The sequence below is a fragment of the Mesorhizobium helmanticense genome (assembly GCF_003034915.1).
In the GTDB taxonomy this organism is placed as follows: Bacteria; Pseudomonadota; Alphaproteobacteria; order Rhizobiales; family Rhizobiaceae; genus Mesorhizobium; species Mesorhizobium helmanticense.
The window spans coordinates 176,571-201,317 of record NZ_PZJX01000007.1 but is presented as its reverse complement, the minus strand read 5'-3'; the positions used below and the strand labels follow the sequence as shown (position 1 = coordinate 201,317).

Below are 24,747 nucleotides of genomic sequence, written 5' to 3'. Positions count from 1 at the left end.
TGACCACATGGGCACGGAGCACTACAGGAAGGTTTCCGCAATAGGCACCCATCCGGCCGCACCGTGGCTGGTGAACTGGGGTATGTGAGCGAGGCTGTGGAGCAGCGCGCAATCCGCTCCCAGCGCTTCCTGCCAGTCGCGCGCCTCGGTGAGGATGACGCCTATGCCGACGACATCGCCACCGGCGCGGCGTACCAGTTCGAGCGCTCCCTTGAGGCTGGACCCGGAAGCCACGACGTCGTCGACCACCACGACGCGCCGGCCCGCCAGCAGCGGGATTGCCTCCCTGTCGAGAAGCAGGCGCTGCTCGCCCTTGGAGGTGATCGACGAGATGCGCTGTTCGAGCGCGTCGGTCAGGTGGATCTTGGGTGATTTCTGCAAGATAACATAGTGATCCTGGCCAAGCGCCCGCGTCACCTCGATTGCAACCGGAATGCCGAGAGTGGCGGCGCCGACGATGATGTCAGGCTTCAGCGGCGCCAGCCTCGCGGCAAGCTCGCGGCCGACATGTTCGCCGAACCTCACGCCGAGATCGATCACCATCATCAGGGAAATGGCAAAGTCGGGCTTGATCGGCACAATCGGCAGCTCGACCGGATAGCCGGCGACATCGACCGTCCAAAGCTGGTGGGCGGCAAGCTCCGATTTGTCAGGTTTCATCATTGGTGTCCTTCCAGGGGAAGCGAGGTTCGACCATCAGGCCGACATTGCGCCACGTCGTGCGGTTGCGCTTGAGGTCGAACCCGTAGATGGCGAGGGAAAAGGAAATCGCATGCGCCATGCGGATCGCCTGCACCAGCAGCGGCACGCCGCGCGCCAGCGCGAAGCGCAGCTTCGTCGGCAAGGCGACGTCGTCGACTTCCATGCCACGCGCGCGCTGGGCATCGGCAATGCGCTCGAAATCGTCGCGCAGCATCGGAATGATGCCGAAGGTGAGGGACAGGACCAGGGTCGCTATCGGCGGCAGCCGCGCGGCGCTGGCGGCGGCGAGGATCGACCCCGGCGAACTCGTCTCCATGACGAAATAGAACGCCGCCGTCGTGGCGATCAGCCGGGCAGCCATCGCCGCCGCCACGGGCAGGGCGTCGCCGATGCCGACGCCCTGGAAAAACAGATTGACCAGCCAGCTCGCCATGACCATGGCGGTGAGCAGCAGCGCGCCCTTGACGTATCCGCGCAGGCCAGGGACGCCTATCGCCCATAGCACCAGCACGCAGAGCACGGCAAAAGGCACGCCGAACCGCCAGCCCGGTACCAGCCAGGCCACCGCCATGACCGCGAAAGCAAGCGCCAGCTTAACGAAGAAGTTGAGGTCGTGCATCTGGCTCATGCGACACCTCCGAGCTTCGGTGTGGCGTAGGGCTCGGCCCAGCCAAGGGCTGCGAAGGTCGGGCTCTTCCAGCCGTCCATCACCGCGCCGTCAAAGGCGATCCCGCCGTCGTCCAGGATCATCAGGCGCGTGGCGACATCGTCCACCAGTTCCAGATCGTGCGAGATCAGCATCACCGCGCGGCCGGAATCGAGCATGGAGGAGAGAAATATATCGAGCATGCGGCGCCCTTCGACATCGCGCGCCAGCAGCGGCTCGTCGACGATGGCCACGGGTGCGCCGGCGGCATCGGCGCAGGCCAGGCCGAGCAGCGCCAGCTGGCGCGCGGACAGTGCGAAGGGATTGGCTTGCGCAAGTCCGGAAAGGCCGTAGCGTGCCAGCATGGCGGCGGCCCGATCGGCCACTGCCTTGTCGGCTGTCGTCGCGGTCGAAGCGGTGATGGAGAACACGACCTCGCCGATCACCGTCATGTTGAACAGGATATGGCGCATGTTCTGCGGCACGTAGGCGACCTTGCGGGCACGCCGGGCGGCGGTCCAGCCGTCTGCGTCGGCACCGTCAAGGAGGATCGAGCCGGAGGCGATCCTGGCAAGCCCGAGGATGGACTTGAACAGCGTCGTCTTGCCCGCACCGTTGCGGCCGATCAGCGCGACGGCTTCGCCTGCCCTGATCTGAAAACCGACATCCCTTAGCACCGGCTTGCCGTCCGATCGCGCCAGCCGCGTCGTCAAGCCGGATATTTCAAGCAGCACCGCGCCGGGATTAGCCGGCTTTCGCTGCGAGCGGGTCCGGTTCGGCGGCAGGATGCCTGCCTCCAGCCAGGGCCGTTCCAGCGGCAGGATGTCGTCGCGGCGGTACGGCGCCGACAGCCGCCTCTCCTTCAAGAGGACGATGGTGTCGACGACGGAACGCAGGGAGGCGGGGTCCTGCTCCGACACCAGAAGAGCCGAGACCGAGGCCGCCGCTTCGCGCAGCGTGCGCGACAGCCTTTCGCGCGCCTGCGGATCGAGCCCGGTCGTCGGCTCGTCGAGCACCAGCAGGGCCGGGTTCGACGCCAGGGCCGCGGCGATTGCAACCATGCGGCGTTCGCCGCCGGACAAGGTCAGCACGCGGCGCCCCAGAAGCGGCGCCAGCCTGAGGCCGTCGATCAGCTCCTCAAGCCGGGCGCGGATCTTCTCCTTGTCGATGCCGCGGTTTTCCATCGGAAAGGCAATGGCGTCCTCGACACTGAGATCCCATAGCTGGTCCTCGACATTCTGCGACACGAAGCCGACCGTGCTGAACAGCTCGTCCTTGGCGATGGTGGAGACCGGACGCCCTCTGAGGGTGACGTCTCCGCTAAAGTATGGGATCGCCAGCAATCTCGGGATGAGGCCTGCCGCTGCATTCAGGAACGTCGTCTTGCCGCTGCCGGCCGCGCCGCAGATCAGCAGCCGCTGACCGTCCGCCACGCTGCATGTGGCTTCGGCGACGACCTGGGCGGGCCCGCCGAAACCGAGGTTCAGATTCGCGATATTCAGCACTTCGATACGCTGCCGCCGTTCAGAAGCGTTTGAAACCCGCCGGATGAGCGGCTTTCAGAATCTTCAGCGCCGGAACGATCAGCAGCGGGGTTCCGATGACCATCGGCACGATGTCGGAGAGGCCGATATAGCCGAACGCCCACCAGAACGGGAAGATGCCGAGATAGGCGAGGCTTGCCGACACGGCCGCCACCATCACCACTCCAACGACCAAGCAGACCAGGGCGATCCTGATCAGCACGCCGCGGTCGAACGTCAATTTCGACGGATCGAACAGCATCCCCGGGATCAGGCCGGTCAATCCGACCATTATGCCGTCGACCAGCAACGAATGGGCAGGGATGAACGTGCCGGCCAGAAGAGACCAGACGATGGTGCCGAGGTAGCCGCAGATAAAGCCGCTGCGCCAGCCGAGCAGGATGCCGATCAAAGGCGGCAGAAAGGCGAAAATCCGCCATTGGATTACGCCTGGCACCAGTTGGATCGGGTTGGCATACGCCCACAGGACGCCTGTCGCCGCGGCTGCGACGATGGAAAGCACGATCGGGAAGAGGGTGTTGCCTTCGTCTTGCGATATTGTTGATGACTGCATTTGACTGTTCCCCTTGTTTGCATTTGTCAGGACATACCCGGCAGAGCCGGAGTTAACGCAACACGCGACCGGAACAGCGAGTGTCCCGATCGAAGTCCTCCCATCCATTGTTCGTAAGACAGGCCGAACCGCATGCGTTCAGCCGCCTTCTTCTTTTTGTTGAAACGCTACCGTCACGCCGGACACGATTTCATTCTTTTCACACCTACCTTGACGCAGTCCTGGCCAATCGTGGCGCGCCGCCAGGCCACGCGCCGCTTTCGGTCGCCGGATCGGGCGTCGCCACGCCATCCACGACATCGAACTGAGGAATATGGCCGAGGCTTTCGATCAGTTCGGCATCCTTGCCGAGCGCGTCGCGCCAGGAATGACCCTCGGTGAGAATGACGCCGGCGCCCAGCACCTCGGCGCCGGCACGGCGCACAAGGCGGATGGCGGCGGCCATGCTCGAACCGGTCGCCACCACGTCGTCGACCACCAGCACGCGTTTGCCCTGCAGAAGCGTGATCGATCGCCGGTCGAGCAGCAGCCGCTGCGGTGTGGCCGTGGTGATCGAGCGGACGTCCTCGACCATTGCGTCGGCAAGATGGAACTTCGGCGACTTCTGCAAAATCACGTACTGGTCCTTGCCGAGGCGGCGCGAAACCTCGATCGCGATCGGAATTCCCAATGTGGCGCTGCCGACGACGATGTCGGGCTTGAAGGGCCCGAAATGCCGGGCGATGGCCTCGCCAACGATATCGCCAAAGCGCACGCCCATGTCGATCACCATCAGCAGGGCGATCGCCCGCCGGTCGTCGAGCTGGATGATCGGCAGGCTGAACGCTTCGCCGGCTATTTCCGCCTGATAGAATTCGGGCTTGGCGATCAGCATTCTTGGTAGCCTATCCTTGGGCACCCGATCCTTGGGCATCCGCGTCCTGGGCACCTGACGTTTGGCGGCAACTGGCCTTGACGGACAAGCATTACGGGCGGCTTCCTTCTTGTCGGCCGGGAGACCCATTCATAGTGGGATACGCCGCAGATTCGAGGCGCAACGTGATAGACGGCGATTGGGCGCATCATTACAAACGAAAAAAAACGTGTTGAGCGTTCTCTTTTTCTTGACGCTCGGAAAGGCGCTCGATGCGGCGAGTTCTGTTTTCCCGGTTCGCCAATTATCTGGACGAAATCGCCCGGTTGGGGTCGATCCGTAAGGCCGCGGATAAGCTGAATGTGTCGGCTTCGGCCATCGACAAGCAGCTTATCCATGCGGAGGAAGCGCTAGGGGTCGCCCTTTTCGAACGCTTGCCGCGCGGAATGCGGCTCACCTCGGCAGGCGAAATCCTCCTGCACGGCGTGCGGAGCTGGCAGAGGGATCTTGCCCGTGTTCGCTTCGAAATCGAAGAGTTGAGGGGCCTGCGCCGAGGCGAGGTGAAAATCGCGGTGTCTCAGGAAACGGTGTTCGATTTCCTGCCGCGTGCCCTGGCAAGCTTCATGAAGGATCACCCGCGCATCGCCAACCATGTCGCGGTTGTCGAGCCGGACCGGATACGCCAGATGGTGCTGGACGGTCAGGCCGATTTCGGCCTTACCTTCAGCCCGCCACCTCTGCCGGGGGTAACCGCCACGCGCTCGGCGCGGTTTAACGTCAGGGCGGTCGTGCCTGCCGAGAACGACCTGAGGCCCAGAAAGTCCATATCGCTGAGCGAGTTTTTTCAGCGTCCAACCATCGTTCCAGACGCCAGCGTTCACCTGCGCGACATCGTCGACATCGCCGCCGCCAAGAGCAGGGCCCGGCTTCAGCCAATCCTGACGACGAACAATCTGGAACTGATGAGGTCGATGGTGCGGGAAGGCTGCGGCTTCGGCCTGACCGCAATTTCCGACAGATCATCGACCGACACCAAGGACGGCCTCACATATCTGCCGCTTGGCGACAAGAGCATTCCGCCGCTGACATTATCCCTGATCGTCGCCCCGGAGCGAAAGTTCTCGCTTACCTCGATCCTGGCGCGGCGTTATTTCGAGGTCTATTTCGACGACCTCGAACAAAACGGCGGCAAATAAGGACCGCGCTCTCACCGGCACCATTGCTCAATCGCCAGTGCGATCGCCTTCGTGCAATCGATGAGATCACGCACCGACACGCGCTCGTTGGGCTGATGCGCCTGGGCCGGATCGCCCGGGCCGAAATTGACGGTCGGGGTTTTCCCCAAGCCCGTCGGCAAACCGATATCGCTGTGCGCGCCGAAACCCGACAGGACCGGCGACAGGTTTGCTCTCTCGACCGCGTCCTGGAAGACGCCGACGAACGGGCTGTCGGCTGGAATTTCGGCGCAGTCGGCATCGAGGATCCACTCCACACGGGCGGGATGTTCGCGCAGATAGGGATCGGCCTGGCAGATGTTCAGGACATGTTCCTCGATCTCGCGCTTGACCTTGCCGCCGAGGCCGAACTCGTCCTTTTCGCTCGGCAGATATTGCGCATCGATGACGATCTCCGCCCGGCCGGCCATGGAGGAGGGATGTTCTCCGGCGTTCAGCTGGGTGACGATGATCTGGTTGGGCAGGTCCATGAGAGGATGGTTCTTGCTTGGGTCGAACATCCAGCGACGGTTCAATATGTCGATGCCGTCGAGCATCTGCCTGCACAGTTGAATGGCATCGACCGGACCGCTCGAATACCAGGCATTCGGTGTCAGCTCGGCATGGCCGCCGATGCCGTCGATGATGATCCGTCCCCAGAGAATACCGTGGCACAGGGGCGCGATCTTGTTGGCCGTCGGCTCCGTCATGATACCGGCATCGGCGCGAAAGCCGCGGTCGACCATCGCCAGCGAGCCCATGCCGCCGATCTCCTCGTCAACCACGGTCGTAAAGACGATGTCGCCCGATAGGGGCACCTGAAGCTCCCTGAGGATTTCCACGGCCATCAGCATGCAGGCGACACCGCCTTTCATGTCCACGGTGCCGCGGCCATGCAGAAAGCCGTCCTTCAGGACGGGCTGGAACGGGTCGGTCGTCCAGTGTTCGGGCGCACCCGGCGGCACGACGTCGATATGGCCGGTAAGCATGATCGAGCGGCCGCCGCCCGTGCCTTTGAGCACGCCGCCGAGATTGGGCCTGCCTTCGAAGGTCCGGCCCTTGTTGGCGCCGGGACGCCCTTTGTATTTTTCGTAAAGTGCCGGCCCGTCCGGATCCCAGAGATCGGTGGTGAAGCCCAGCTTCTCCAGCCTCTTTTGCAGATAGAGCTGGCAATCCCGTTCGCCTGGGCCGGCGTCTTTCGGGTTCGACTTGACGATGGACGGAAACGACACGAGGTCGCTCAATGTTTGCACGATGCGATCGGCTTCCGCCTCGACCCGCTTGGCAATGATGTCCTCGAAAGACGGCATGAATTATCTCCAATTTTGGGAAAGTCGATCGGCCAGAAGCACGAACACCAGGAGAGCGCCGACGATGCCCACTTGCCAGACGGTGTTGACGTTAAGCTGCAAGAGCCCGGTCTTGAGCGTTACCAAGAGCATGACGGCGGCAAAGACACCGCCGACGCCGCCACGGCCGCCCAAGATGGCAATGCCGCCCAGCATCGCGGCCGTCAGCGATTCCAGTTCGAGGTTTTGCCCGATATTGGGCCGGCCGCTTCCGAGCCATGCCAGCGAGATCAGGGCGGCGGCTCCGGAAAGCACGCCGCTCAAACTGTAGAGGATGAGCCGGGCGCGATCGACCGGAATGCCGACCAGACGCGCCGAGCGCTCGTTGAACCCCATGGCGTAGATCCAGCGGCCCCAGGCCGTCCACATCAGCACGATCCCGGCGATGGCGAAGACAGGAATTGCGATGGTGAGGAAGGGAACCGGAATGCCGGAGAAAACGCCGCGCCCCCAGATCAGCAGCCAGCTCGGCACACCCGATTGCGCCGCGCCTCCGGTCAGCGCCAACGCCAGGCCCGAATAGACGAAGAACGTGCCAAGCGTCGCGATCAGCGGCAGGATGGACAGCTTGGTGACGAGGACGCCGTTGAAGGCGCCGAGGGCGGCTCCGGCGATTATGCATGCAGGCGGCAGGAGAAACGAAGGAAGCCCGAGTTTCATGGCCAGCATGCCGGCTATGGCCGACAGCGAAACAATGCCGCCGACGGAGAGATCGATGCCGGCTCCACCAGCCAGGATGACGATCGCCTGTCCGAGAGCGACGAGCGCCAGGATGGTCGAGAACTGGAGGATCGTCGTTACCGTCCCCAGGCTGAACACGGACGGCTTCAACACAAGCAGGACGAGGATCACGATGATCCATAACAGGGCCAACAAAGCGAGAATGAGCGCTGGCCCTTGCAGCTTGCGGATGCGGTTCATTTGCTGGCCCACCCAAGCCGTGAGAGGGACAGACGATTGGAAAGGACCTCGAAACCGAGTACGCCGATCAGCAACGAGCCGGTGACCACCGGTTGCCAGAGCGAAGGAACGCCTGTCAGCAGCAGCCCGTTCTGGAGGATCCTCAGGAGCAGCACGCCAAGGACAGTGCCGACAAGACTGCATCTGCCGCCCAGTATGCTGGTGCCGCCAAGCACCACGGCGGCGATCGCATCAAGCGCCAGCGTGCTGCCAACTGTCATTTCGACGTTGCGATAGTTGGCGACGTAGAAGGTGGCGGCGAGGCCGGTGAGGGCGCCGCTGACGATGAAGGTCGCAAATCTGATCTTGACGACCGGGATGCCGGACAGCCGCGCCTTTTCTTCCGAATTGCCGATGGCCAGAAGATGCAAGCCAAAGGGCGTTCGCCTCAGCGCGATCCAGACGGCGAGATAGGCGAGCGCGATCACCCAGGCGGCGACCGGCAGGCCGAGAATGGTCGTGCCAAGCAGCAGCGTCAGGCCGGTCGGCAGGCCGGAAAGCCATTGGCCGCCAAGCAGGACGAAGATCGCCGTGCGGTAGACACCGAGAAGACCAAGCGTGCCGACAATGGCGGGGACCCGGCCAAGCACGATGACGGCGGCCGTCAGCAGGCCCAGCAGCGCACCTGTCAGCGGGCCGACAAAAGCAGTGAGAACGGGATCGACGCCGGCTCCGAGCGCCCTGCCAACGCCGATCGCCGCCAGGCCCATGACGACGCCGACGGACACGTCGATGCCGCCCATGGCCAGCAGCAGCATCATTCCCAAGCCGACCAGCAGCAATTCGATGCTGTTGCGCAAGACCGTCCCGGCATTGCCTGAGGTGGCGTAGTAGGGCGATGCGACAGAAAAGACGATGATCGCCAAGATACAGGCGACGAGCAGGGACCACTCGCGCCCATTCAAAGAGAAAACACCGTTCCTGAGCTGTCGCATCGTCCGTATCGGGCTCAGAAATCAAACTTGTCGACATTCTCGGCCGTAAACACAGCCGGCGGTCCGAGCAGGAGAATGCCTTTGGTGGCATCGTAAGTGACGGGGTTGTCGAAGCCCGGAACCTTGTTTTCCGCTTCGAATGCCTTTCCGTCGATCAGCTGCTTTCCAGCCCAGACAGTGAGATAGCCGAGCTGCGCCGGGTCCCACAGTACGGTGAAGCCGAAAGCGCCGCTCTTGAGGTAGGAGCGCGCCGTGTTCGGGCTGCAATAGCCCGCACCGATCACGCTGCCGATCTTGCCCGCGGTCTCGATTGCTTGCGCGACGCCGGGGCAGGTCGTGGACGCAACCGCGATGATGGCCTTGATGTCGGGGTTGGCGGCCATCAGATCGCCGGAGATCTGCGCGGCGCGCTCTGCCGTGCCGCCGGCATATTGCGGCTCCAGAAGCTTGAGCTTCGGATATTTCGCCGCTGCCTGCTTCTGCATGAAGCCGATCCAGGCATTCAGGTTGGAGGCCGTCGCTTCGCCGGAAACGATGCCGATCTTGGCGTCCTCGCCGACGCGCTTCACCAGCTCGTCGATGATGGTGTTGCCGAGGCCTTCGTCCGTCGCCTGAGCGACATAGACCGCGCGGCCGCTGTCCGGCGCATCGCTGTCGCTGGTGAACAGCTTGATGCCCTTGGCCTTGGCGGCCTCGACGACGGGGGCGATGCTGGAGGCGTCGAGCACGCTGACCGAGATCGCGTTGACGCCCTGGTCGATAAGGTTCTGCACGATCTGCAACTGGTCGACAGGATTGGTGTCGACAGGGCCGCTGTAGATGAAATCGACGCCGAGTTCCTTCGCCGCGCGGTTGCCGCCGGCTTCCATGGCGTTGAAATAGGGGATGCCGATCAATTGCGGCACGAAGGCAACTTTGGGCTTGTCCTGGGCAAAGGCGGCGGTCGAAACGGCAAGAGAAAGTGCCGAGATCGCAAGAGCTTTCCTGATGTGCTTGAGCATTTGGTTTGAACCTCTCTGGAATTTGACGTGCATTTCTAGTTGGCTTTTTCGAGCGCCCGCACGTCGGGATGAGCGCCTGTTATGAAGGAAACGATTTCTTCGGGATTGGTCTCGGCACGCAGCCGCTCGGCCACCTTGCGGCCGCGCCGGAACACGACGATGCGGTCGGCGACCTCGAAGACTTCGGAGATGTTATGGCTGATCAGCACCACGGCGCAGCCGCGCTCGGCCAGGCGCCGCGTCAGGGCCAAGACCTTGCGCGTCTCGGCCACGGCAAGTGCCGCGGTCGGCTCGTCCATGATCACCAGCCTGGCGTTCAGATTGAGTGCGCGGCAGATGGCGACGGCCTGGCGCTGGCCGCCCGACAGGCTGCCGACCGGGGCTTCCGGATCGGAAATATGGGCGTCCAGCTCCTTGAGCAGGCCGTCGACACGCTGCCGCATGTCAGCGCGGCGCAGAAACGGAACGCCGAGCACCGAGCGCTTGAGTTCGCGGCCAAGAAACACATTTTCCGAGATCGACAGGTTTTCGGAAAGCGCCAGTTCCTGGAAGATCGTTGCGATGCCCGCAGCTGCCGCATCCTTCGGCGAGGAGAATGCCACCGGCACGCCCTCGATGACCAACTCGCCATCGCTTGCCGGATGCGCGCCAGCCAGGATCTTGATGAAGGTCGACTTGCCCGCGCCATTGTCGCCGAGCAGCGCCAGCACTTCTCCGGAGCGGATTTCCAGATCGACGCCGGAGAGCGCCGTCAGCGCGCCGAAGCGCTTGGCTATCCCCTTGGCAACGAGAAAAGGAGCGGTCATGGCGACAATCCCATAGGGTGAATTGCTAGGCGGCCTTGCTCACCCAACTCAGCACGTTTTTCCAAAGGCGCGCGTAACCGGGCCATTCGACGAAGCTGTTGGGCAGCCAGTGCGGACCGATGTCGGAGGTCCAGGCCACCGTGCGCCCCTTGCCGTAGCGACCGGTCACAAGCAGGGGATGGCCGCCTTCATCTTCCGGCAGCGATGCCAAGACCTCGACATCGTCGCGATCCTTGGTGATGACCTCGTTGGCGCCGAGAAGCAGCGGCCATTCCCCTTCGATGCCGGCAAGGATCGGGTGGTCCTTCGAACCGGTTATCGAGGGGCGGAACCCTTCCGGTATTTCGAGGCGATCGTCGTTTGGCAGGCATGTCACGGGCAAAGCCTCTTCGACAGCCGTGCGATGCCAGCGGGCTTTGCCGTCGATGCCCTGGAAACTGAAATAGCCTCCGACCATGACCAGCCCGCCGCCGGCCCTGGTCCAGTCCCGCAGAAGCTTCAACCGGTTCGGCACCGTCTTGCCGTGCAGCCAGACGTCCGGATGCAGCAGCAGCGAGTTGGCGCCGATGTCGGAGAGGATGATGGCGTCGTAGCGGGACAGGCCTTCGATAGTGAACGGCAGCTTTTCCACCGCCTCATGCGCCGGCATGTACTCCAGCTCGAATTCGCTGTCCTTCAGCGCCTTGACCAAAGGCTCGGCGCCAAGATGAAACGTCACGCTGCCGAACTGATCGAAGCCCTTGTAGTGCGTCGCCGCGCTGACCCAGCTCTCTCCGACCAGAAGCACCTTTGTCTTGCTCACTGCATGATCTCCTTATGACCGGCGGCATCATCCGGCAGCCGCGATGTTGTCCGGCGTCAGTGCCGTCTTCAGTTCCTCGAAATCGGCGATGTGTCCCTGCGCGCCTTCGGCCGTCGTCGTCAGGCTGGCGCCCACCGCGGCGTAGCGAGCGGCCTCTTCCAGGGAGGCGCCGTGCAGCCACAGGCTGAGAAAGATGCCGGCGAAACTGTCGCCCGCTCCGGTGGCGTCGACCCTGTCGACGGGAAGTGCTGGAACCTCGATCTGCGGTCCGCCGGACTTGGGAAAGACGACCGCGCCGAACTCGCCAAGCGTCACCACCACGGTGCCGCGCTGCTTGATGCGGGCGAGGGTGTCGCGGGTCTGCTGGATCATTGTCGCAAGCGGTGTGCGGAGATCGAAGATCTCGCGCAGCATGACATCGTTGATGAAGGTGAGATCGACCCGCTTGACCATTTCCACGAAGGCGTCGGGGTTTCTCGAACTCCGGGGCAGGCCGGCCGAATGCAGGCTCACTTTCCAACCTGCCTGATGAAAGCGATCGATGGAGCCGATCATGCTTTCATAGTGGAAGCCCTCGATGTGAAGGCAGGCGGGACGAGCCTGCGTCTGGACATCCATATTCGCAGTCAGATCGACTTCGCTGAGTTCGAACGGTTCGCTGATGATCGTGCGGCTGCCGTTGAGTTCGATGATGACAATCGCCTGCGAGAGGCGATTGTTGAATGTGCGCCTGATCGGCAAGGCGTGGACGCCGAGCTTCGAAAGCTCGGCCAGAGCCCAGTCGCTTTCGGGATCGTCGCCGACGGCCGTCGCCAGTTCAACATCGAGGGCAAAGGGCGCGCCGACGGCTGCGGCGGCGACAGCAAGATTGGCGGCGGGACCGCCCAGGGCTTTCTCGATATGGCGCGCGGTGATGCGGTCGTCGCGGTGCGGCAGCACATCGACACGGCAGAGAAAATCGACGCTGACACGGCCGACGACGAGCAGTCGCGGCAAGCCTTCGACATCCCTGGATCGGCGTGGAGCCTGGCCCGGCAGCGAGCGCGCAAAGGCACTTGGCCGGTACATCAGGTCGGAAATCGCTTTCTGGATGCGTTCGCGCGTGCTGTCCTTGACGACAGCCGTATCGTTGATGAAGTTCGACACCGTGCCGATGGAAACGCCGGCGGCATGTGCGACATCTGCAATGGTAGGGCGCTTGCGTTGCACGATGATCGACCCAATTGAAGCGCTTCAACGCTAGCAAGCGAAGTGCCGTCATCTCAATAGATTCTCGTTCTAATTTTGAGTTGCAGCGGCGGAATGGGCGCTCGATTGGAGGCCTCTTTGGAAATCTGTTCTTCGCGCGGTCGGTTTTTGAAATTCCTTCAATTGCGCTGCAGGTGATTTGCAAGCCGTCATGAGCGCAATGTTGCTAAAGCCGGGCAGTGATCCGACAGGTGCGATTGATGCCTTAACTTCCCGTTAACCGCATGCGCGGGGAAAATATCCGATTAACCGCGGATGCCTATTTTCGCGGCTATATATCGATGGTTGCGGTTCACATGAGTCTTGGGAATGTGCGGATTCGGGGGCTATTTCGGTTCTATCCGGGATGCGGAAGCTTTGCTCTCGCGCATGATAGTGGCGATCGCCCATCGTGGACCGGATGAGAACGGGAAATTCGTGGCGCCCGACGCCGGGCTCGGGCATGCGCGGCTGTCCGTGGTCGGTATCGGTGACGGCCAGCAGCCGATGTCGGACGTGTCAGGCGATCTGACGATTGCGTTCAACGGCGAGATTTTCAACTACGTGGAACTGCGCCAAGGGCTGCTGGCCAAGGGCCGGCGCTTCCGTACGTCGAGCGACACGGAAGTCATCCTGCAGCTTTATGACGAGATGGGCGAAGACTGCCTGTCCCTGCTGAACGGCGATTTCGCCTTCGCGCTATGGGACAACAGGCGTCGGCGCATGATGCTTGCGCGAGACCGGATGGGTGTCCGGCCGCTGTTCTACACCAGCAAGGACGGGGTGCTTTACTTCGCCTCGGAGATCAAGGCCCTGCTGGAGGTGCCCGGCGTCTCGGCCGAGATCGATCCGATTGCACTCGACCAGATCTTTACGCTGTGGGCGCCGATCGCCCCGCGCACGGCTTTCCGCAATATCAGCGAGTTGGAGCCGGCGAGCGTCATGATAGCGGCGCAGGGGCAGGTCACGATCAAACCTTATTGGCAGCTGGACTATCCGCATCGGGACTCGCAGCAGAAGGTCACCAACGAGGATCAGGCGGCTGAGGAACTGCAGGCGCTTTTGACCGATGCGGTGAAGCTTCGCATGCGGGCGGACGTGCCGGTCGGCTCCTATCTTTCGGGCGGGCTCGATTCCTCGGTTGTTTCGGCGCTCGCCACCGGCATGACGCCTCGGAAATTGCAGACATTTTCCGTGGCCTTTGACAGCGCCGAGCATGACGAAAGCGCCTTCCAGACCGAGATGGCGTCAGCAATTGGCGCTGATCACCGAACCATCCTCAGCCGTGCTGGCGATATCGCCCGTGTCTTCCCCGAAGTCATCCATTTTGCCGAAAAGCCGATCATCCGCACGGCGCCGGCGCCGCTCTATCAATTGTCCGGCCTGGTTCGCCAGGCCGGTCTGAAGGTCGTGCTGACCGGCGAGGGCGCCGACGAGGTCTTCGCTGGATATGACATCTTCAAAGAGGCACGTGTTCGCCGGTTCTGCGCGCGTCAGCCGGCATCGCGCATGAGGCCAAAGCTGTTCCGCAAGCTATATCCCTATCTGCCTGGTCTGCAACAGCAATCCGTCGAGTATCTGTCCGCATTCTTTGGTGTTGATAACGCCTCTCTCGACGACCCACTATTCTCGCATCGGCCACGCTTCAAGACCACGTCGGCGGCGAAGATATTCTTCTCAGGCGATCTGCGTGCGATGTTGGACGGATACAACGCTGTCGAGGAACTGGCCGACCGGTTGCCAGAGGCATTCTCGCTCTGGCACCCGCTGCATCAGGCGCAATATCTCGAAACCCGCTTCCTTCTGCCAGGCTACATCCTTTCCAGCCAAGGCGATCGCATGGCCATGGCGCACGGCATCGAGGGACGGTTCCCATTCCTCGACCATCGTTTGGTGGAGTTCGCAGCAAGGCTTCCGCCGGAAATGAAGCTGAAGGGGTTGGTGGAAAAGCACATATTACGCAAGGCAACCGGGCACCTGCTTCCGAAGGCGATCGGGAAGCGCACCAAACAGCCTTACCGGGCCCCGGACGCCAGCTCCTTCGTGGGAGCCGGAGAATTGGATTACGTCCGCGACGCTTTGAGCGAAGCGAGCATCGCCGCCGGCGGACTGTTCAACGCCAAGGCGGTCGCAAAGCTTCATGAGAAATGCCGCACGCAGCCTGCGTCCGGGTTTCGCGACAATGCGGCCTTCGTCGGCATCCTGTCGACGCAACTGTGGCAGAAGAATTTCACCGGCCAAGAGGTCGGCGCGGCACGAGCAGCCTGAGAAGGGAAGGAAAGAAAAATGGTTACAGTCAAGGACAAGGTCAGAACTTTCATCGTCGACAACTTCCTGTTCGGCGACAAGTCGTACCAGCTTGCGGACACAGACTCGCTGATCGAGAACGACATCATCGACTCGACCGCGGTGCTGGAACTGGTGGCCTTCATAGAGGACGATTTCGGCATAGCGATGGTCGATTCCGACGTCGTGCCGGCCAATCTGGATTCGATTGAACGTCTCTCATCCTTCATCAGTGCAAGAGCAAAGGCGCTGGCAGCGTAATTGCGGTCGGCGAGGAGGGGTTATGCGGATCGAACATTTCCTGGCCGCGAAGGCCGCTGCCCATCCCGCCAAAACGGCATTGATCACCAAGGACAAAAGGCTGCGCTACGAAGAACTGGACGATCTTTCCAGCCGCCTGGCCGCCGCTCTTTTCGCGAACGGCGTCAGGCGCAACGACCGGGTCCTGATCTTCATGGACAATTGCTGGGAGGCCGCGGTTTCGATTTTCGCGGTCCTCAAGGCAGGGGCGACGTTCAGCCCGATCAACTCATCCACCAAGGCCGACAAGCTTGCCTATATCATCGGCGATTGCGACGCAGCCGCGATCCTCACGCTAGCAAAACTGATGCCCGTCGTCGCTGAAGCCTGTGGATCGGGCGGCAAGACCGGCATCTTCGTGGCTTCCACCGTTGGCGCCGACAACCAATGCCCGGCAGGGGCGACGTCCCTGGCGAACTGCCTGACGTTGGAAGCCAGAGAGATAGACCACCGCGGCATCGACATCGATCTTGCGATGCTGATCTACACCTCGGGTTCAACGGGCCGGCCCAAGGGCGTGATGATGACCCACCGCAATTGCGACGCGGCCGCCGACTCCATCACCACCTATCTGCGCAACTCGCCGGATGACGTCATTTTGAATGTTCTTCCGCTTGCTTTCGACTATGGTCTCTATCAGTTGCTGATGGCTGTCAGACTGGGCGCCACGCTCGTGCTCGAAAAGTCCTTCGCCTTTCCTCAAGCGATCTTCGAACGTATCCGCGAGGAGGGCGTCACCGGTCTTCCGCTGGTGCCCACGATGGCCGCGATGATCCTGCAGATGCGGGACCTGACGCCGGGCTTCCTGCCCAGTCTTCGCTATATTTCCAACACGGCGGCGGCCTTGCCGCAGGCTCACATAGAACGCCTGTGCTTCCTTTTTCCCAGTGTCAGGCTGTATTCGATGTATGGCCTGACGGAATGCAAGCGATGCACCTATCTGCCGCCTGAGGAGCTCGATCGCCGGCCGGGTTCGGTCGGAATAGCCATTCCGAACACCGAAGCCTTCGTCGTCGACGATCACGGGCAAATCGTGCCGCCGGGCGTGGCCGGTGAGTTGGTCATTCGCGGGCCGCATGTCATGCAAGGTTACTGGCGAAACGAAGCTGCGACCGAGCAGGCCCTGCGGCCAGGACCGAACCCCTGGGAGAAGGTTCTCTACACCGGCGACCTGTTCAGGACCGATGAGGACGGCTTTCTCTATTTCGTCGGACGCAAGGACGACATCATAAAGACGCGGGGCGAGAAGGTGGCTCCGAAGGAAGTGGAAGCCGTGCTTCACGCCCATCCGGGCATCGCGGAGGCCGTTGTCGTCGGCGTGCCCGATCCCGTGCTTGGACATGCGATCGGCGCAGTCGTCATACGCTCGGATCCGACGCTCAGCGAAAAGGATGTCATGCGCCACTGCGCACGTCATCTCGAGGATTTCATGGTTCCCAAGGTCATCGAATTTCGCTCGGAATTGCCAAAGACGGATACGGGCAAGGTAAGCCGCCGGCTTGCGGCGGAAATGATGGAGGCCGCGCAATGAGTGTCCGTCCAAGCGAGGACGCGAAGGCAATTTTGGCGCAGGCGCTGGCGATAGACCCCGCCGCCGAGACGGACAGGATCGTGACCGCCTTGCGCCAGCAGTTACGCGGGATTCGCAAGCGGGGCCTCGTGCTCGGTCTTTCCGGCGGGATCGATTCAAGCGTTTCGGTGGCGCTGGCCGCGCGAGCCGCGGGCCCGCAGAATGTCTTGTGCCTGTTCATGCCGGAAAACGATTCCGATCCGGAAAGCCTGCGGCTCGGCCGCCTTGTCGCCGACACGTTCGGTGTCGAGGCCATTGTGGAGGATATCGGCCCGGCTCTGCGCGCGATGGGCTGCTATGAGCGTCGCGACGCCTTCTTCCGCGAACTGGTCCCGGAATACGGCGAAGGCTGGGCCTCGAAGATCGTGATCGCGAATGCGCTCGAGAGCGAGGGCTACAATATTTCGTCGCTGGTGGTGCAGGATCCCAAGGGCAAGCGGACCAAGACAAGAATGCCGCTGCCGGTCTATCTCGGTGTCGTCGCCGCCACCAACATGAAGCAGCGCACCCGCAAGCAGATCGAATATTATCATGCCGATCGCCTGAACTTCGCCGTTCTTGGAACGCCGAACCGGCTGGAATATGATCAGGGGTTCTTCGTCAAGAACGGTGACGGCGCCGCCGACGTCAAGCCGATCGCACATCTCTACAAAACGCAGGTCTATGCGCTGGCGGCCTATCTCGGTGTCCCAGAGGAAATCCTGAACCGGCCGCCGACCACCGATACCTACTCGCTGGCGCAGACGCAGGAGGAGTTCTACTTCTCGCTTCCCTATGACCGCATGGATATCTGCCTCTGCGGCCTCAACAAGGGCATGGCGGCCGAAGTGGTCGGGCAGGCGGCGGGACTGGACGCCTCGCAAGTGGAACGCGTCTGGGCCGACATCGCCGCCAAGCGAAAGGCCACGCGCTATCTGCACCTGCGCCCGCAACTCGTCGACGAAGTCGAGGAAGTCGGCACCTAAGCTGCTTCGACCGGGCCTTGAACAGCGTTTCAGGTGAAGCGGCCGCCAATGAGCTGGCTCCACTGCTCGCCCGCAAGCCCATTGAGGAAGACTTGCGCGTTTTTCATGGCATCCATCAGCGCGGGATCGCGTGAATGCACGACGGTCGAGGCAACGGGCACGAAAGCTATCCGCCGTCCGAGCATTGCTTCCAGAAGCGCGGGTTGGATGCGGCCGCGCAGGCCGCAGACACGGCGCGCCGCGGCATGATCGATCAGGCAATCGATCACCGAGCCCACCTGGCTGGGAAGGGCGAGGATCTGCAGCACGCGACCTATCCTGTCCGGTCGTGCGTAATAGGCGAAAGCGCCGACATCGGCGCCGATCGGCGATGACACGGAAACATAGACAAGCTCGCCCAGATCCGGCTTTTGTGCTGCGTCGGTCAAGATATGATCGAGTTGGCTTTCCGTCCAATCCGGGCGCAGCGCGAAGTGAGCGGTAAACGGCTCGATGAGTTTGGCAAATGCGCTGCTGTCGATGTCTGCCGTTCGAAATGCGCCATGGCCTGCGCCGTCCGCCGCCACGCCGGACCAGCGCCGCTCGTTGTGGTGCATTCCCCTGCAGTAGAACCGGTCCACGGCACGTGCGAACGGATTGAGTATCCGGGCAAACCCGGTGCGATTGGCGAGAAGGCTGACCATGAAGGTCGACGGACGCATGACGCGCACCCAGTCGAGGCTGTATTGCGGCAGAACCACGCCGCGCAGCCGGGTCCACAATCTCGCGGAAATATCATTGGCCGTCTCGCTGAAGGAGATGTCCTGCGGACCATCCAGGAAAGCCTTCAGCAGGCGGGCCCCGGCCATGGGGTCGCGCTCATGATCCTCGACCATCAGCGAGCTGCAGGCCGCGGCGCGCAGTTGCCGGCCGCTGAACGTCATCGGTAGCGTATGAACGCCGACAAATCCGGAAACGCGACCGGTGTCGTTGACGTGGACAAGCGATCGGAGGTCACTGTCGCCACCGGGCGCGTCCAGATAGAATCGTCTCATGTACTCGACAAGGGAGGCCGATGCTTCGGTCCGGTCCTTGCGCAGCACGCGTTGAAACATGCCCGCGACGGCCTGAAGGTCGCCAGCTTCCAGAGCGCGGATGGTGCTCAAGCCCAGATCCCGGCGCCGAGGTCCCGCCCACGGGTCATCGCAACCCGGGGTTTCTCATTGGCTATCGCGACGGACGTCAGGCGTTCGCAGGAAAAGCGGTGCAATATCAACCAGTTGCAATCGCTGCTGCGGCTGACCGGTGAATTTTGATGCTGCAGCAAGGCAGGCCCTTTGCTAGGCGGATGAAAACCAGCAGTTCTAGCTGTTACCAATTTCGGGTAAACCGAGATTAAAGTTCTTGTAGCGAATTGAGTTTTGTCGGCTCGGATCACAAACGCGACGCGCTTAGAGCAACGCTTCGTATTGATCTCCGATCCTTTCAACCTCGAAATCGGCTGCTCTGCTCTTCAGCACGGCGACGGGGGTCGGATGGTCCAGCATCTCGGCCATCGCCTTGGCCAAGGCAGCGGCATCGCCAACCGGCACCAGGGCGCCGAAACGGCCGTCGGCAAGAATCTCCCGCGGGCCATGAGGCGCATCCGTCGAGACGACAGGGACACCGGCGGCCATCGCTTCGACCAGCACATTGCCAAAGCCCTCGCTCGTGGATGAAAGGACGAACAGGTCGGCCGCGGAATAACAGGCCGCGGGATCGTTGACATAGCCGGCAAAGAGCACGTTGGCGCGGATACCGCATTCTTCGGCATAGGCGCGCAACTCTGCGGCCAGCGGCCCTTCGCCAAAGATGACAAGCCGGGCGGGGCGGCTGGCGCGCAGGAGAGCAAAGGCCCTGAGCAAGGTCAGATGGTCCTTGACCGGCACCAGGCGTCCGGCGGTGGCGATGACCGGGCCGTCACCCATCGTCGCCAATTCCGCCTGCCAGGGATATGCCTGAGGCACTGCTGCCGGGGGCAGGGGATTGTGGATGACGACGACCTTGGATTTGGGGAAGCCGCGGGCCATGATATCGCGGCCGACACCCACTGAGACGGTGATGGCTTTGGTTGCGCGCGCTGCAACCAGCGCTGAAAGCCAGATCGCCATTCTTGCGCCGAGGCTGCCCGAAGGCAGGGAGGCGGCCGCGTGGAAGCTTGGAAAGAACTTCGCCCGGCTTCGCGCCAAGAAAAGCGCCAGCGCCACGACCAGATTGGCGAATTCCGGGGCGCTATAGACCGCATCGGGATCGAGCGATCTGAACAAACGCGCGCTTCGCAAGAGGCCTTTCAGCGTTGCCAGTTTGCCGTAACCCTCACCCCGGATGGGAAGGCCGAAATCGACCAGATGCACGGCAGGGGAGCGCAGCGCCGCGTTAGGCCCTGCCGCGTTCCAGGTGAAAAGCGTGACATCGTGCCCACGCGACGCCAACTCATTTGCCATGAGGACGAAGACGCGCTCGGCGCCGCCGCCCCTGAGACTGGCAACATGAAAAATGACGCGCTTTCCCATGCCTTGGGGTTCAGGCTCGCCTGGCGCCAACGCCCGATCGGTTCGGTGGCTGCCATATGTCGCGCATGATGCCCATGGCCAAGGCAAGCAGCATGCCGAGTGCAAAGCCAGCGAACGCTCCCGCGCCTATCACCAAGGCAGTGCGGGGTGGCCAGGAGCGCGCCTTTGGCGGCACCGCGCTGGAAATCACCTGAACATTGGTGGTGTCGATCTGCTCGCGCCCGGCGATCTGGCGCGCCCGCGACAGGAAGCTCTCATAGATCGCCGTTTTCGACGCGGCGTCGCGTTCAAGCTCACGCAGAGCCACCTCGGACTCGTTGTCGGAGAAAACATTGCCCTGCAGATCATTCATCTTGGTATTGAGAGAAGCCCACGAGGCTTTGGCTCTATCAAGGTTGGCTCTTGCCGTGCCGACGGTGCGGGAGAACTCTGCGTTGAGTTGAGAACCGACAGTTGCCAATTCCGTCTTTAGCCTGACGATCGTCGGATGGCGTGGCCCAAAGGTCATGGACTGCGAATCGATCTGCTGCCGCAGGAGGTTTGCCTTTTCGCGAAGCGCGGCGAGCGCCTCAGAGACAGCCGGATCAGGGTTGGAGCCATTGACACCCGAGGCAACCAGAGCGTCGTAGCTCGCCTGCGCGGCGATGACGCGTGATTGCGCCTCTACGATTTGGCTGTTGAGCTGCGTCAGCGTTTGCGAACTGACGAGCTGGCCATTGCTGGAAGACAGATTATGGCTGCGCCTGTAGGCTTCGACCTTCTCTTCGGCCGTCTGCACGTCGCGCTTGAGCTGGCCGAGCTGAGCGTCAAGCGCAGCCGCGGCACGACTGGCCCCGTCAGCCTCGGCCTTGGCCAGCTCTTCCTTGAAAGTCTTGACTATGGCTTGCGAGATCTCGATCGCCTTGCCGGCGGTTTCCGCCGATACCGAGAGGGTTGTGACAAACGACGTTTCATCGGCGGTGGTGCTGACCCGCTCATCCAGGTTCTTCAGGGCGATAAGCTTCGGATCGGATTTGCTGCCGCTCACGCCAGACGAGGCGCTCCGATCCGGGTCGACAAATTCCGGATCGCTGGTCAGGTTGAGCTCGTCCACCACACGCGAAAGCACGTTGCCCGAGATCAGGATGCGCTGCTTGCTGCGCGCGTTGAGCAGTTGGCCGTCGATCTGGCCCGACTGCGAGTAGAGATCGTTTTCCACAACCTGCAAATTGGCGGGATTGATGAGGATTTCCGTCGCGACGGTGTAGCGCTGTTTGCTCAGCAGGGCATAGGCGCCACCGACGACCGCGCCGACCACCGCCAGCATGCAAGCCAGGGCAAGCCCGGCCCGCAACCAGACAAACAGGCGTCGAAAATCGAGTTCGAGGAAATCGCCGATCTTGTCCAGCGTCACCGTCGCGACTGGCTCTGACGCATGTGGTGGCACGACCGGCCCGGCGACGCCCGCCGTGGATGGGGCGCCGCTTGGGGCGCCTTGTTGCGCCATTGCCCTGCGCCGCGCGTTGGCGATCCGTTCGAGTGCGCTGATATCGGAATCCGCCGCGGACGGGGAGGATGGGCCGGAGGCGGCAGGCATGATGCAACCCTGTTATTCGTTACGCGTGCCCTGCTTACAGAAACATCGTTAACATCTCATTTTCCAAGTTGGCTTATTTACCATTTCACGCGCCACATCCGTTCATTGAATCTTGAATGAACGTCATTGGCCGGGATGCCTTTGGGATGCCCGCTTGGATGGCCATGAGCTCTACCGCCACCGGATCGGAACGATTGCTGTCCAGCCAGGCTCGCCGCCAGAACGCGCTGTCGATTCTGTTTTTCCTGTGCGCGGCATTCGCGTTCCTGCTTCGCTTCACGGTGTCGCCGCAGGTGATGAACATGGTCGTCGACTATACGGCCCAGGGCGGCTCGTTTTACGAGAAACTGCATTTCGGCACCTATGCCATCTTCCTCTTGCTTGCTTTCGTTCTTTTCAGCCGACCGTTTTTGCTGCGGGGCGAGGAAATTGGACTGTTCAAGGCGCTGATGCGCTACTCGGCGCTGATGTTCGCGCTGGTGCCGTATCTGTTCATCACCGGTCGTGCGGGCTCTTCCGGGTTCATCATCGATACCTATCTGGTCGCGGGCGCCGCGGGCCTTTTGATGCTGGCATTGAATCCAGATGTGCGGCGGGCGTTGGGAGACGTGGTACTTGGCATGGCGATACTAAGCGCCGTGATCGGCACGATCGAGGCGCTCACTCAACACCGGCTTCTGCCTTACGGTCTGAACGAACTGCAGTTCAGGCCAACCGGCCTGTCGGCGCACCCACTGGCACTGGGCGCGCTCTGCGCCACAGCAATCGGATTTGTGCCGCTGACGCATTGGCGCATATGGGTGAGGGTGACGGCGATCCTCGTCCTGCTCGTCGGTTGTGCAGCGTCAGGCGCTCGCGCCGCCCTGATCCTCGCTGCCTGTGAAACCCTCATTCTACTGCTGTTCGTGCCGTGGCCGCGCCTGACGCCCAAGCATCAGCGGCAGGCCAAGTCCGTCGTGCTGCTGTTCGCCCTGGCGGTCGGCGCGGTGCTGGCGACCGTGCTGGTTTCGGGCGGCCTGCTGAACCGCTTCAGCAAGACGATCTTCGACGAAAACTTCATGGCGCGGGTGACGATCTACCAGGTGTTCGGGCTTGTCAGTTGGAAGGACATATTGTTTGGCATGAACGTTGATGACCTGCTGGCGATCGTCAACGAGAAGCTGCATCTGCCCTATATCGAAAGCGCGCCGGTGGTCATCGTCATGCTCTTCGGTTTGCCGATAGCGCTGCTTTTTACCGCGCTGATATTCTGGTTCATTTTTCGGCTGCTGCGGGGGACGCCGATGCCGGCATGGATCGGCACCATAACTTTCCTGCTTGCTTCGCTATCGAACAACGCGCTCTCGTCAAAGACGCCGGAGATAACGATCATCGTGGTGCTGCTGCTTGCCTATAGAAATCCGCCGGTGGCCGCGGCTTCGGCCGCTGTCGCAGCCAGGCCGAAACTGGATCGGGTTCGATAGGTCTCGGGAAACAGTCAGCCAGCGCTGTCCACAACTTCGACATTGCCGGCGCGATTGAGCGTGTGGATGCCGGCGCGGGCCCATGCCGTCCCCGGCTCAATCGGGCGGGGCGGCGTAAAACGGACGTCGAAATCGTCAAGCCGCTCCAGCCGCATCAGCCCCAGTCCGCCGCCATAGGCTCTTGACCCGTTTTGCACCGGTAGCACCAGAGCGTGGCCCTGCCGGATAAAGGCGCCGCCGGGTCGAGTGGCCGAGTGATCGACGGCGATGGGATTGAGCTGATGGGCGGTCCACGGCCCGCGCAGCGAGGGCGCGGAATAAACGGCCATCGTGTCCGACGCGCTGCCGTGACCGAACCACTCCGTCCCCAGCAGCCAGAAGCGTCCATCGGATTCGAGCAGCGTGGCGTCATTGAAATTCCTGTCCGCGATCAGCACGGTGTCGCGTACCCAGCGATCTGGAAATTGCGCGGCACGGTAGAGCACAACTTCGCGCGCCGCGCTGCTTTCGGGGATCATGAAAATCTCGCCAGCGTGGGCGAACACCTGCGGATAGGACAGATGGTGCGCTTCTTCCAGCACCACCCTCGGCACGTCGAAAGCGCCGTCGTCATCAAGTTCAGCGACGGAAATCACGCCGCGACCCGTGGCATAGGGAAATTCCTCGACAAACAGATAGTGGCGGCCATCGCGCTCGAGGACGAACGGGTCGGCGTAGAAACGCTGGCCGTCGTCGGCAAGCACAGTGAACGGGGTGCCGTCGAGTTGTCCGGTTTCGGCTACGCCTGGCCCGTCGATCAGCCGATAGGCAACCTGCCAATAGAAGGGGCGGCGTCCAAGTCTGATTTTTTGCACGACGCGTTCGGCCAACCCCTTGCAGAAAAAGGGCAGATAGCTTCGGAAAAAACCGCGGCTCCTTGGGATTGGCGCTGGGCTGTCGGCAATTGGCACAAGTTCGCCCGCAAAAAAGCGGGCCACACTTTGAGCAACCAGCGATATGGCCCCGGCGAGCAGGTCGTTGCAGCTGCGAGACAGCCAGAGCCGATCGCTGAGCATAGGCCGTCCCCTGGCGACGGCAACGCCATCGAGGCGAGCGGCGAGTTCGGGCGATCGGTCGCTCGCCAGCATCTCGGCCACGCCGGCGGGAAAGGCGCCGTGGCCGCAAAACTCGAGCGTCAGAACCGGCGTGTCTCGTCGCGCGGCAGTGGCAGTGAGATCGACTATGAGGTCGACCGGACCTGGCTCGCCCGACGGCAACGGCACTGAGCGGCTTGCCAGTGAGGGACCGAAGCGCCGGCTCTCGATATCAAGCACCTTGTCCAGCCAGCGCGCGGCGGGCACGGGCGCGGGCGCGAGGCCACTCGAAACCACGTGACCAGCCGCCTTCAATCGCCTCAGAAGTTCATTTTCCCAGCGCCGGGATCCGTCGGCGTGACCGATGATTAAAATGTTACTCAATCGAATA

22 protein-coding genes are annotated in these 24,747 nt (G+C 62.3%); 6 read left to right on the top strand and 16 right to left on the bottom strand.

Going from position 1 to position 24,747, the window contains the following annotated elements:
* Positions 1-21 precede the first annotated feature (21 nt).
* From C9427_RS05115 to C9427_RS05095, 5 genes are all read right to left on the bottom strand, one after another.
* Entirely contained in the window at positions 22-543 is a 522-nt protein-coding gene (locus C9427_RS05115) for a phosphoribosyltransferase family protein (protein ID WP_425351631.1), read from the bottom strand.
* 106 nt (positions 544-649) lie between these two features.
* Positions 650-1,330 (bottom strand): energy-coupling factor transporter transmembrane component T family protein, encoded by a 681-nt coding sequence (locus tag C9427_RS05110; RefSeq protein ID WP_107648090.1) that lies wholly within the window; start codon positions 1,328-1,330, stop codon positions 650-652.
* The gene (locus C9427_RS05105) at positions 1,327-2,853 is read right to left on the bottom strand and encodes an ABC transporter ATP-binding protein (protein ID WP_107648089.1); all 1,527 of its coding nucleotides are present in this window, start codon (positions 2,851-2,853) and stop codon (positions 1,327-1,329) included. Before C9427_RS05105 ends, C9427_RS05110 begins: the two co-directional genes overlap by 4 nt.
* Before the next feature lie 19 nt (positions 2,854-2,872).
* Positions 2,873-3,445 carry an aminotriazole resistance protein gene (locus tag C9427_RS05100; protein WP_107648088.1) on the bottom strand — a complete coding sequence of 191 codons (573 nt, stop codon included), beginning with the start codon at positions 3,443-3,445 and terminating at the stop codon, positions 2,873-2,875.
* 205 nt (positions 3,446-3,650) lie between these two features.
* On the bottom strand, positions 3,651-4,319 hold the full coding sequence (locus C9427_RS05095; protein WP_107648087.1) for a phosphoribosyltransferase family protein: 669 nt from the start codon (positions 4,317-4,319) through the stop codon (positions 3,651-3,653).
* Positions 4,320-4,570: 251 nt separating this feature from the next.
* Here C9427_RS05095 and C9427_RS05090 point away from each other — a divergent pair, with 251 nt between their 5' ends.
* Positions 4,571-5,494 carry a LysR family transcriptional regulator gene (locus C9427_RS05090; protein WP_107648086.1) on the top strand — a complete coding sequence of 308 codons (924 nt, stop codon included), beginning with the start codon at positions 4,571-4,573 and terminating at the stop codon, positions 5,492-5,494.
* A gap of 11 nt (positions 5,495-5,505) precedes the next feature.
* Here the strand turns inward: C9427_RS05090 and C9427_RS05085 are convergent, their stop codons facing one another.
* The 7 genes from C9427_RS05085 to C9427_RS05055 are packed head-to-tail and all read right to left on the bottom strand — an operon-like array spanning position 5,506 to position 12,574.
* Positions 5,506-6,822 carry a M20 family metallopeptidase gene (locus tag C9427_RS05085; RefSeq protein WP_107648085.1) on the bottom strand — a complete coding sequence of 439 codons (1,317 nt, stop codon included), beginning with the start codon at positions 6,820-6,822 and terminating at the stop codon, positions 5,506-5,508.
* 3 nt (positions 6,823-6,825) lie between these two features.
* The gene (locus C9427_RS05080) at positions 6,826-7,782 is read right to left on the bottom strand and encodes an ABC transporter permease (protein WP_107648084.1); all 957 of its coding nucleotides are present in this window, start codon (positions 7,780-7,782) and stop codon (positions 6,826-6,828) included.
* Positions 7,779-8,756 (bottom strand): ABC transporter permease, encoded by a 978-nt coding sequence (locus tag C9427_RS05075; protein ID WP_107648083.1) that lies wholly within the window; start codon positions 8,754-8,756, stop codon positions 7,779-7,781. The genes C9427_RS05080 and C9427_RS05075 overlap by 4 nt, the downstream gene beginning before the upstream one ends.
* Before the next feature lie 14 nt (positions 8,757-8,770).
* A complete protein-coding gene (locus tag C9427_RS05070; protein ID WP_107648082.1) occupies positions 8,771-9,757 on the bottom strand; it encodes an autoinducer 2 ABC transporter substrate-binding protein in 987 nt (328 codons plus the stop codon).
* 35 nt (positions 9,758-9,792) lie between these two features.
* A complete protein-coding gene (locus C9427_RS05065; protein WP_107648081.1) occupies positions 9,793-10,563 on the bottom strand; it encodes an ATP-binding cassette domain-containing protein in 771 nt (256 codons plus the stop codon).
* A gap of 25 nt (positions 10,564-10,588) precedes the next feature.
* The gene (locus C9427_RS05060; RefSeq protein WP_107648080.1) at positions 10,589-11,365 is read right to left on the bottom strand and encodes a glutamine amidotransferase; all 777 of its coding nucleotides are present in this window, start codon (positions 11,363-11,365) and stop codon (positions 10,589-10,591) included.
* A 27-nt stretch (positions 11,366-11,392) separates the two neighbouring features.
* A complete protein-coding gene (locus C9427_RS05055) occupies positions 11,393-12,574 on the bottom strand; it encodes a carbohydrate kinase family protein (protein ID WP_167434251.1) in 1,182 nt (393 codons plus the stop codon).
* Between the two features lie 348 nt (positions 12,575-12,922).
* On the opposite strand from C9427_RS05055, the gene asnB reads away from it, so the two are divergent.
* The 4 genes from asnB to nadE are packed head-to-tail and all read left to right on the top strand — an operon-like array spanning position 12,923 to position 17,713.
* Positions 12,923-14,860 carry an asparagine synthase (glutamine-hydrolyzing) gene (gene asnB, locus C9427_RS05050; RefSeq protein ID WP_107648078.1) on the top strand — a complete coding sequence of 646 codons (1,938 nt, stop codon included), beginning with the start codon at positions 12,923-12,925 and terminating at the stop codon, positions 14,858-14,860.
* 18 nt (positions 14,861-14,878) lie between these two features.
* Positions 14,879-15,139 (top strand): acyl carrier protein, encoded by a 261-nt coding sequence (locus C9427_RS05045; RefSeq protein ID WP_107648077.1) that lies wholly within the window; start codon positions 14,879-14,881, stop codon positions 15,137-15,139.
* A gap of 22 nt (positions 15,140-15,161) precedes the next feature.
* Positions 15,162-16,709, top strand: coding sequence for a class I adenylate-forming enzyme family protein (locus tag C9427_RS05040; protein ID WP_107648076.1), 1,548 nt, complete (start codon positions 15,162-15,164; stop codon positions 16,707-16,709).
* Positions 16,706-17,713 (top strand): NAD(+) synthase, encoded by a 1,008-nt coding sequence (gene nadE, locus C9427_RS05035; protein WP_107648075.1) that lies wholly within the window; start codon positions 16,706-16,708, stop codon positions 17,711-17,713. Before C9427_RS05040 ends, nadE begins: the two co-directional genes overlap by 4 nt.
* 29 nt (positions 17,714-17,742) lie before the next feature.
* Here nadE and C9427_RS05030 read toward each other — a convergent pair whose 3' ends face one another.
* The 3 genes from C9427_RS05030 to C9427_RS05020 all read right to left on the bottom strand — a co-directional run bounded on the left by C9427_RS05030 (position 17,743) and on the right by C9427_RS05020 (position 21,820).
* The gene (locus C9427_RS05030) at positions 17,743-18,858 is read right to left on the bottom strand and encodes a hypothetical protein (protein ID WP_107648074.1); all 1,116 of its coding nucleotides are present in this window, start codon (positions 18,856-18,858) and stop codon (positions 17,743-17,745) included.
* A 285-nt stretch (positions 18,859-19,143) separates the two neighbouring features.
* Positions 19,144-20,244, bottom strand: coding sequence for a glycosyltransferase (locus tag C9427_RS05025; RefSeq protein WP_107648073.1), 1,101 nt, complete (start codon positions 20,242-20,244; stop codon positions 19,144-19,146).
* 10 nt (positions 20,245-20,254) lie between these two features.
* Positions 20,255-21,820: a GumC family protein gene (locus C9427_RS05020; RefSeq protein ID WP_107648072.1), complete on the bottom strand. Its 1,566-nt coding sequence runs from the start codon at positions 21,818-21,820 to the stop codon at positions 20,255-20,257.
* Between the two features lie 164 nt (positions 21,821-21,984).
* Here C9427_RS05020 and C9427_RS05015 point away from each other — a divergent pair, with 164 nt between their 5' ends.
* The gene (locus C9427_RS05015; RefSeq protein WP_245436980.1) at positions 21,985-23,283 is read left to right on the top strand and encodes a VpsF family polysaccharide biosynthesis protein; all 1,299 of its coding nucleotides are present in this window, start codon (positions 21,985-21,987) and stop codon (positions 23,281-23,283) included.
* 14 nt (positions 23,284-23,297) lie between these two features.
* Here C9427_RS05015 and C9427_RS05010 read toward each other — a convergent pair whose 3' ends face one another.
* Positions 23,298-24,653, bottom strand: coding sequence for a glucosamine inositolphosphorylceramide transferase family protein (locus C9427_RS05010; RefSeq protein ID WP_245436979.1), 1,356 nt, complete (start codon positions 24,651-24,653; stop codon positions 23,298-23,300).
* Between the last annotated feature and the right edge of the window lie 94 nt (positions 24,654-24,747).

Bases quoted from the DNA above. Each gene is read 5' to 3' on its own strand.
- C9427_RS05115 (WP_425351631.1), bottom strand. From the start codon at position 543: ATGGTGATCGATCTCGGCGTGAGGTTCGGCGAACATGTCGGCCGCGAG.
- C9427_RS05110 (WP_107648090.1), bottom strand. From the start codon at position 1,330: ATGAGCCAGATGCACGACCTCAACTTCTTCGTTAAGCTGGCGCTTGCT.
- C9427_RS05100 (WP_107648088.1), bottom strand. From the start codon at position 3,445: ATGCAGTCATCAACAATATCGCAAGACGAAGGCAACACCCTCTTCCCG.
- C9427_RS05095 (WP_107648087.1), bottom strand. From the start codon at position 4,319: ATGCTGATCGCCAAGCCCGAATTCTATCAGGCGGAAATAGCCGGCGAA.
- C9427_RS05090 (WP_107648086.1), top strand. From the start codon at position 4,571: ATGCGGCGAGTTCTGTTTTCCCGGTTCGCCAATTATCTGGACGAAATC.
- C9427_RS05085 (WP_107648085.1), bottom strand. From the start codon at position 6,822: ATGCCGTCTTTCGAGGACATCATTGCCAAGCGGGTCGAGGCGGAAGCC.
- C9427_RS05080 (WP_107648084.1), bottom strand. From the start codon at position 7,782: ATGAACCGCATCCGCAAGCTGCAAGGGCCAGCGCTCATTCTCGCTTTG.
- C9427_RS05075 (WP_107648083.1), bottom strand. From the start codon at position 8,756: ATGCGACAGCTCAGGAACGGTGTTTTCTCTTTGAATGGGCGCGAGTGG.
- C9427_RS05070 (WP_107648082.1), bottom strand. From the start codon at position 9,757: ATGCTCAAGCACATCAGGAAAGCTCTTGCGATCTCGGCACTTTCTCTT.
- C9427_RS05065 (WP_107648081.1), bottom strand. From the start codon at position 10,563: ATGACCGCTCCTTTTCTCGTTGCCAAGGGGATAGCCAAGCGCTTCGGC.
- asnB (WP_107648078.1), top strand. From the start codon at position 12,923: ATGTGCGGATTCGGGGGCTATTTCGGTTCTATCCGGGATGCGGAAGCT.
- C9427_RS05045 (WP_107648077.1), top strand. From the start codon at position 14,879: ATGGTTACAGTCAAGGACAAGGTCAGAACTTTCATCGTCGACAACTTC.
- C9427_RS05040 (WP_107648076.1), top strand. From the start codon at position 15,162: ATGCGGATCGAACATTTCCTGGCCGCGAAGGCCGCTGCCCATCCCGCC.
- nadE (WP_107648075.1), top strand. From the start codon at position 16,706: ATGAGTGTCCGTCCAAGCGAGGACGCGAAGGCAATTTTGGCGCAGGCG.
- C9427_RS05025 (WP_107648073.1), bottom strand. From the start codon at position 20,244: ATGGGAAAGCGCGTCATTTTTCATGTTGCCAGTCTCAGGGGCGGCGGC.
- C9427_RS05020 (WP_107648072.1), bottom strand. From the start codon at position 21,820: ATGCCTGCCGCCTCCGGCCCATCCTCCCCGTCCGCGGCGGATTCCGAT.
- C9427_RS05015 (WP_245436980.1), top strand. From the start codon at position 21,985: ATGAGCTCTACCGCCACCGGATCGGAACGATTGCTGTCCAGCCAGGCT.